Genomic DNA, 1,876 nt, shown 5'->3' with positions numbered 1-1,876 from the left:
GCCGGAGTGCCGGTGGACGTTGTTGTAGTAGGTGAAAAACCGCTGGCAGAAGGCGCGGGCGTCGGCCAGTGAGCCGAACCGGTCGGGGAAGACCGCAATGCCGCGTAGTTAAGCGGTTCCGGGTGCTTGCAAGGGGTGTTGATCTGCGAATTCGCCAGACATGAGAACGGGACCTCCGGTAAAGCAGAGAAGCCGTCCAAGGTCTTCCTGCACGAGAGGTCCCGTTGCCCGATCAGTGTGCCACCACCACGCTCACCCATGCCATCACCTGCGCCGCCGGACCCTTCGCACCGGGACACCTCGGCGAGCTGACTCAGCACGTCCCCTTCGAACTCGCCGACGCCGTATTGGAAGAGACCAGATCAGGGCATCGCCGCCTGCGGAATCTTCCCTCCCGGGTCGGCATCTACTTCCTCCTTGCACTGGCGCTGTTCCCGTCGCTGGGATACATGCGGGTGTGGGGCAAGCTCACCGCGGGTCTGCACGGACTCACGCTGCACCGTCCCTCCGAGAAGGCCCTGCGCGACCTGCGTCGCCGCCTGGGGTCGGCACCGTTGAAGGCGCTGTTCGAAGCGGTGTCCGGGCCACTCGCCCGCCCTGGGACCCGCGGCACGTGCTACCGCTCGTGGCGGACGGTCGCCTTCGACGGATGCAGCTCGCTCAAGGCCCCTGACCAGCCGCGTATCCGGAACCTGTTCGGCAAGTCGAAGCACCGCTGGGGCATCTCGGGCTATCCCGCCCTGCGGCTGACCGCCCTGGTCGAGACGGGGGAAGTTCCCCCCGAATAATAGACACTGGTTTGTATGCTTATGCGGCAAGTTTCATGCTAGCTGACTGCAGCTCGTGCCGACGCTCGAACTCGACTGGGCAGACCTGCCCGTTGGTCGAGTGGCGCCGCCAGGTGTTGTAGCGGGTGATCCAGTGGAACACCGCAAGGCGGCAGGCTGCCGGCCCGTCCCAGCGGCGCTTGCCCTTGAGGGTCTCGCGTTTGAGGGACGCGTGGAAACTCTCGCAGGCGGCGTTGTCGGCCGACGTCCCGACTGCGCCCATGGACTGTACGACTCCCAACTCTTCGCAGATCAAAGCGAATTCACGCGATGTGTACTGCGCCCCGTGATCGGAATGGAACACGGCGCCGTCGAGGCCGCCACGGGTGGCGGCGGCCATCTTCAGTGCGTCGGTCACGAGTCCGGTGCGCATGTGGTCGGCGATCGAGTAGCCCACCACCCGGCGGGAGAAGCAGTCGATGACGGTGGCGAGATAGCGGAACTCCCCATCGCCCACCGGGAGATACGTGATGTCGCCCATGTACTTCAGGTTCGGTGCGGGTGCGGTGAAGTCCCGGTTGAACAGGTCCGGCACCGGGGTGTCGGACGGTTCGGGCACGGTGGTCCTGATCTTCCTGCGCAGGTGGGTGCCGACGATGTGGAACTTGCGCATCACCCGGGCGACCTTCTTCTCGTTGATCTCCATGCCGTGCCCGTCGCGCAGCTCGGCGGTGACGCGCGGGGAGCCGTACGCCTCGTCCGACTGGGCGTGGATGGTCTTGATCTTGTCGGCCAGGAGTGCGTCGGCGCGTTCACGCTCGGCGTGGGCGGCCCGGTTCTCGCGCCACTTGTAGTAGCTGGAGCGGACGACGTCCAGGACCTGGCACAGCCGCTTGACCGGGAAGGCCTCGCGATGGTCCTCGATGAACTGGCAGCGGCTTACCAGGTCATCTCCGAGGCGAAAAACTTCGTCGCCTTGCGCAGGAGTCCCGCTCGGTGGCGAGCGTCGCGTTGTCGGGGCCTCCCCCTTGACCGTGGACACCATCCGAGACTGGACCATGAGGATCCAGAGAAAGATGGTCACGCATGGTGATGAAGGTGTACTCCGC

Annotated in this window: 3 pseudogenes; 1 reads left to right on the top strand and 2 read right to left on the bottom strand. The window is 65.4% G+C overall.

Annotation, left to right across the window (positions count from 1 at the left end):
* A pseudogene (locus AB0I23_RS41410) lies at positions 1-108 on the bottom strand (integrase core domain-containing protein); the annotation flags it as partial.
* 116 nt (positions 109-224) lie between these two features.
* On the opposite strand from AB0I23_RS41410, the pseudogene AB0I23_RS41405 reads away from it, so the two are divergent.
* Positions 225-770 (top strand): annotated as a pseudogene (locus tag AB0I23_RS41405) (transposase domain-containing protein); the annotation flags it as partial.
* 37 nt (positions 771-807) lie between these two features.
* Here AB0I23_RS41405 and AB0I23_RS41400 read toward each other — a convergent pair.
* Positions 808-1,754: pseudogene (locus AB0I23_RS41400) on the bottom strand (IS3 family transposase); the annotation flags it as partial.
* Positions 1,755-1,876: the final 122 nt, after the last annotated feature.

Origin of the sequence: Streptomyces atratus, assembly GCF_040655115.1 — a bacterium.
Classification (GTDB): domain Bacteria; phylum Actinomycetota; class Actinomycetes; order Streptomycetales; family Streptomycetaceae; genus Streptomyces; species Streptomyces atratus_D.
Note: the sequence above shows the minus strand (reverse complement) of the source record. Positions and strands in the feature narration are given on the sequence as shown.